General features: G+C 64.8%; 6 protein-coding genes. 5 read left to right on the top strand and 1 reads right to left on the bottom strand.

Translation table 11 applies throughout. The annotated features are described in order from the left end of the window. From RMQ73_RS01765 to dapD, 3 genes are all read left to right on the top strand, one after another. On the top strand, window positions 1-580 hold a 580-nt coding region (locus tag RMQ73_RS01765; RefSeq protein ID WP_310496258.1), incomplete at its 5' end, for a homogentisate 1,2-dioxygenase domain-containing protein. Window positions 581-820: 240 nt separating this feature from the next. Further along, window positions 821-1,486 (top strand): pyrimidine 5'-nucleotidase, encoded by a 666-nt coding sequence (locus RMQ73_RS01760; protein WP_310496257.1) that lies wholly within the window; start codon window positions 821-823, stop codon window positions 1,484-1,486. Continuing rightward, window positions 1,483-2,316: a 2,3,4,5-tetrahydropyridine-2,6-dicarboxylate N-succinyltransferase gene (dapD, locus tag RMQ73_RS01755; protein ID WP_310496256.1), complete on the top strand. Its 834-nt coding sequence runs from the start codon at window positions 1,483-1,485 to the stop codon at window positions 2,314-2,316. Before RMQ73_RS01760 ends, dapD begins: the two co-directional genes overlap by 4 nt. A gap of 6 nt (window positions 2,317-2,322) precedes the next feature. On the opposite strand, the gene RMQ73_RS01750 is transcribed toward dapD, so the two are convergent. Then, on the bottom strand, window positions 2,323-2,829 hold the full coding sequence (locus RMQ73_RS01750; RefSeq protein ID WP_310496255.1) for a TetR/AcrR family transcriptional regulator: 507 nt from the start codon (window positions 2,827-2,829) through the stop codon (window positions 2,323-2,325). A 153-nt stretch (window positions 2,830-2,982) separates the two neighbouring features. Here RMQ73_RS01750 and RMQ73_RS01745 point away from each other — a divergent pair, with 153 nt between their 5' ends. Together RMQ73_RS01745 and RMQ73_RS01740 are read left to right on the top strand one after the other, a co-directional pair. After that, the gene (locus tag RMQ73_RS01745; protein WP_310496254.1) at window positions 2,983-4,383 is read left to right on the top strand and encodes a M20/M25/M40 family metallo-hydrolase; all 1,401 of its coding nucleotides are present in this window, start codon (window positions 2,983-2,985) and stop codon (window positions 4,381-4,383) included. Beyond that, the coding region (locus tag RMQ73_RS01740; RefSeq protein WP_310496253.1) for a M20/M25/M40 family metallo-hydrolase at window positions 4,380-5,542 on the top strand (1,163 nt) is incomplete at its 3' end. The genes RMQ73_RS01745 and RMQ73_RS01740, both read left to right, overlap by 4 nt.

Here is a 5,542-nt window from a genome sequence, read left to right as displayed (position 1 = left end):
CGAGCCGTTCGAATTGTTGCAGAAATTCGGTGACCGGCTGTGGGTCACGCGTCTCGATCAGTCGCCTTTCGATGTTGTCGCCTGGCATGGCAATCTCGCGCCGGTCAAGTATGACCTGCGCCGTTTCAATACGCTTGGCACGGTCAGCTTTGACCATCCCGACCCGAGCATTTTCACCGTGCTGACCAGCCCCAGCGACACGCCGGGTCGCGCCAATGCCGATTTCGTGATCTTTCCGCCGCGCTGGATGGTGGCTGAAGACACGTTCCGCCCGCCCTGGTTCCACCGCAACCTGATGAGCGAAGCCATGGGGCTGATCACCGGCCAGTATGACGCCAAGGCCGGTGGCTTTGCCCCCGGCGGCTTGTCCTTGCACAACATGATGGGGGCGCATGGCCCTGACGCGCCAAGCTGGCAGGCCGCCAGCAGCGCCGCGCTGGCCCCGCACAAGATCGATGGCACCATGGCCTTCATGGTCGAAAGCTGCTGGCCCTATCGCGTCACCGATTGGGCGATGGCACGCGCGCAGAGCGACTATGACAGCGTGTGGACCGGGTTTCCCAAGGCGCAATTGCCCTGAGGCGCGGCTGCCTGTGCGAATCCGCACAGTGCCGGATTGTCACAGTCTCAGGCGCCGCGTCATGCTGCATATGGTCAGCAAGCCAATTCCTCCGAATGTGGCCTTGCGGCGGGACAGGCCGCAAAAGAGTTTGCCTCCGGCCCGACCCCGGTTTGCATATTCTGGCCGTCCCGCCGCGACCCATCCCCGATACGCCTTGTCACGCGTGACATGCATCACAGGCCCGGTTAAAGCCCGCCAATGCTTGGCCACATCGACAGCTGGATCTTCGATCTCGACAACACGCTGTATCCGGCGCGGTCCAGCCTGTTTCCGCAAATCGATGCCCGCATGGGCCTGTTCATTCAGCGGCTGCTGAACGTCGACCCCATCGAGGCGCACCGCATACAGAAAGAACTGTTCCACAGCCACGGCATGACGCTGCCCGGCCTGATGGCGCTGCACAATGTCGATCCGCACGACTTTCTGGCCCAGGTTCATGATGTCGATATCGATGTGCTGAACCCGCATCCCGAACTCGGCGCCCTGATCGCCCGCCTGCCCGGCCGCAAGTTCGTGTTCACCAATGCCGATGCTCCCTATGCGGAGCGCGTGCTGGCGCGGCTCGGCCTGACCCATGCCTTTGATGGCCTGCATGACATTCATGCGCTGGATTATGTGCCCAAGCCGCAAGCGCCGGCATATGCCCATATGTGCGCCGCGCATGGCATCGACCCGGCGCGGGCGTTGTTCGTCGAGGACATGGCGCGCAACCTGACGCCGGCCAAGGCCATCGGCATGACCACGGTATGGATCGACAATGGCTCCGAACAGGGGCCGGGGACGGACCGCGATCATATTGATTTCATCATCGACGACCTGGCCGACTGGCTGACCGGCGTCGTGATACAGTTGGAGGCCGCATGACCATCGAATCGATCATTGACGCAGGCTGGGACGCACGCGCCGACGTGTCCTTCACGACCATGGGGCCATTGCGCGATGCGGTCGATGCCGCGCTCGCCGGGCTGGATGACGGCAGCTTGCGCGTGGCCGAGCCGGACGGCGATGGCGGCTGGCGCGTCAACCAATGGCTGAAAAAGGCGGTGCTGCTGTCCTTCCGCCTCAACGACAGCGCCGTGATGCCTGGGACCGGCGGCGCGGATTACTTCGACAAGGTGCCGCTGAAATTCGCCGGCTGGGACGATGCCGCTTTCCGCGCCGCCGGCTTTCGCGCCGTACCCGGTGCTGTCGTGCGGCGCGGTGCCTATATCGCGCCCGGCACCGTGCTGATGCCCAGTTTTGTCAATATCGGCGCCCGCGTGGGCCGCGGTACCATGATCGACACATGGGCCACCGTCGGCAGCTGCGCCCAGATTGGTGAAAACGTCCATATCTCCGGCGGTGCCGGCATCGGCGGCGTGCTGGAACCGTTGCAGGCCGGGCCAGTCATCATCGGCGACGGCGCCTTCATCGGTGCCCGCGCCGAAGTGGCCGAAGGCGTCGAAGTCGGCGCCGGAGCAGTGCTGTCCATGGGCGTCTATCTTGGCGCATCGACCAAGATCATCGACCACGCCACCGGTGAAGTGCATATCGGCAAGGTGCCGCCTTATGCCGTGGTCGTGTCCGGCAGTCAGGCTGGCAAGCCGCTGCCCGACGGCAGCCCGGGGCCGGGCCTGTATTGCGCGGTCATCGTCAAGACGGTCGACGCCCAGACTCGCAGCAAGACCGGCATCAACGAGCTGCTGCGCGACTAGGCCTTTTCACGCGGGGCCAATGCCTAGCGCCCTGAGCAGCAGTGTCCCCTCGATCTCGGTCAGCAGCGCATGGGCGTCCGCGTCCAGGCGCTCGGCCGGGCTGTCGAGATGCGCGCGGCCCCAGGCGAGGAAGCCGCGGCCAATCGCTTCGCCGATGCCCCGGTACAGCGGATCGCCGCGCGCCGACAGCGCTGCCAGTTCCAGCCAGACGCACATATAGGGCCAGAGCGCGTCGGACAGCAGCATCGGCAGCAACGCGTCACGCAGTGCGGCCGGCGGTAAAGTTCGGGCTTGCGCCTTCTGCGCCATCAGGGCGGTCAGCCGCTCTGCCACCCGGCCCAGTGCGGCTGCCATCACCTCGGCCTTGTCCTTGAAATAATAGAGCAGCATCCGGTCGCTGAGCCCGGCCGCCTCGGCCAATGGCCGCAGGCTGGACGCGGCAATGCCATGCGCCAGCACATGGCCGGCAAGCGCATCGATGATGATGGCGCGGCGATCATCGGATTTTTTCACAGCGCCGTTGTCGCACATTTCCGGCGGCAGCTCCAAATCTGGCAGCCGCCCGGCAACGCCGGGCAAGTGTGGACATGCCGAGTAAGAATCGCAGCTTGCCCCGGCCCCCTTTTGTCCTCCACACTGCACGAAATCAAACCGGGGAAGCCGATTTTGCGCCATCTTCTGACTGCCGCCTTGCTTGCGGCCACCGCCATCTCGCCGGCGCTTGCCGCTGATCGTCCCGACCAGACAGCGTTCCGAGCGCTCTACAAGGAGCTGGTCGAAACCAACACCAGCCACAGCATCGGCGATTGCACGCTCGCGGCCAATCGCATGGCGGCCCGGCTGAAGGCGGCTGGCTTTGCCGATGCCGAGCTGAATGTCTTTGTGCCCGAAGGCCTGCCGCTAGACGGTGGCCTGATCGCCACTTTTGCCGGCAGCGATGCCAAAAAGGGCGCCGTCATGCTGCTCGCGCACCTTGATGTCGTCGAGGCCCGGCGCGAGGATTGGACCCGCGACCCGTTCACGCTCATCGAGGAAGGCGGCTATTTCTATGGGCGCGGCACCGCTGATGACAAGGCGCAGGCGGCGATCTGGACCGACACGCTGGTCCGCCTGAAGGCCAGTGGCGCCAAGCCGAAACGCACGCTCAAGATGGTCCTGTCTTGCGGCGAGGAATCCATGCCGCGCATTAACAACATCCGCTGGCTGATCGAAAAGCACCCCGAATGGATCAAGGCGGATTTTGCCTTGAACGAGGGCGGATCGGGCGCGCTCAAGCCCGATGGCAGCCCGCTGGCGCTCGGCTTTCAGGCCGGCGAAAAAGTTACCCAGAATTTCCAGATCGAGGCGACCAACCCCGGTGGCCACAGCTCTGTGCCGCGTCCCGACAATGCCATCACGGCACTGGCTACGGCGCTGGCGCGCATCGGTCCTTATGAATTTCCCATCCGTTTCAACGAGGTGACGCGCGGCACGTTTACGGCGCTGGCCGGTATTACCCCCGGCCCGATGGGTGCGGCGATGAAGCGCCTCGTCGCTAACCCTGACGATAAGGAAGCGGACGCCATCGTATCGAAGGATCCGCGTTTCCATTCGATGCTGCGCACCACCTGCGTTGCGACCTTGCTGGAAGGCGGCCATGCCATCAACGCCCTGCCGCAGCGCGCCCGCGCGTCGGTCAATTGCCGCATGTTCCCCAGCGATGATCCCAAGGATATCCAGGCACAGCTGGAACGCGCCATCGGTGATGCGCCGGTCAAGGTGACGACGCTGCCGCCGGTCAACCCGGTCAACCCGCCGCCGCCGCTGACCGACGAAGTGTTCGGCACGGCCACAAGGATTGCCGCCAAACACTGGCCGGGCGTGCCCATCGTGCCGACCATGAGCACCGGTGCCACCGATGGCCGTTTCCTGATCCCCGCCGGCATCCCGACCTATGGCGTGCCCGGCGCCTTTTCGGAACCCGGCACCAACGCGCACGGCCTCAATGAGCGCATATCGGTCAAGGGCCTGATGGCCGAGCGCGACTATCTGTTCGATCTGGTCAAAGCCTATGCGGGGGTAAAATGAAGCCTGTCTTTCTTGCGGCGCTGCTCGCAACGGCCGCAGCGCCTGCCCTTGCGGCTGACCTGCGTCCGGACCAAGCCGCATTTCGCAGCCTTTACAAGGAGCTGGTGGAAACCAACACGACTGTCTCCACCGGCAGCTGCAGCCTCGCCGCCCAGCGCATGGCGGCACGCCTCAAGGCCGCCGGCTATGCCGACGCCGATATCCGCATGTTCCCCGGCCCGGCCGAGCGTCCGCTTGACGGCGGACTCGTGGCCACACTGGCCGGCAGGGACAGCAAGGCCAAGGCCATTTTGCTGCTGTCGCACCTCGATGTCGTGGAGGCGAAGCGCGCCGACTGGGAGCGCGATCCCTTTGCCTTCATCGAGGAAGGCGGCTATTTCTATGGCCGCGGCGTGAGTGACGACAAGGCGCATGGCGCGATCTTCACCGATGCGATGGTCCGCATGAAACAGGCCGGCAAACCGCCGCGCCGGACCGTCAAGCTGGCGCTGACCTGCGGCGAGGAGGGCGGGCCCTTCAATGGCGCAAAATGGCTGGTCGAGAACCACAAGGATTGGATCGAGGCCGAATTCGCCCTCAATGAAGGTGGCGGCGGCAAGGCCGATGCAGCCGGCAAGCCGATCAGCCTGAGCTTCCAGGCCGGCGAGAAAGTCTATCAGGATTTCGTGCTGGAAACGCGCAATCCTGGCGGTCACAGCAGCCGTCCGCGCCCCGACAATGCGATTTACGAACTCGCCGCCGGCCTGGTGAATCTGGCGAAGACTGATTTCCCGGTGATCCTGTCAGATACGACGCGCGCCTATTTCGCGGAAATGACCAAGATCAGCGATGAACAAGCCGCCGCCGCCATCCGGGCCCTGCTCGCCAATCCGGCCGATGCCGCGGCCAATGCGATGGTCTCCAAGGATCCGGGCTGGCACTCCACGCTGCGCACCACTTGCGTGGCAACGATGTTGGATGCCGGCCACGCCCGCAATGCCCTGCCGCAGCGTGCCCAGGCCAATGTGAACTGCCGCATGTTCCCCGGCGAGAGCGTCGAGAAAGTGCGCGGCCAGATCGCGCAGCGGCTGGGTGATTCGACCATAAGCGTCACCCCGCGCGCATCGGAAAACCCCGAACAAGCCGCCCCGCCGCCGCCGCTATCGCTGCAAGTCCATGG

The organism is Sandarakinorhabdus sp., assembly GCF_031430775.1.
In the GTDB taxonomy this organism is placed as follows: Bacteria; Pseudomonadota; Alphaproteobacteria; order Sphingomonadales; family Sphingomonadaceae; genus Sandarakinorhabdus.
This window is presented reverse-complemented; position numbering and strand designations above follow the sequence as displayed.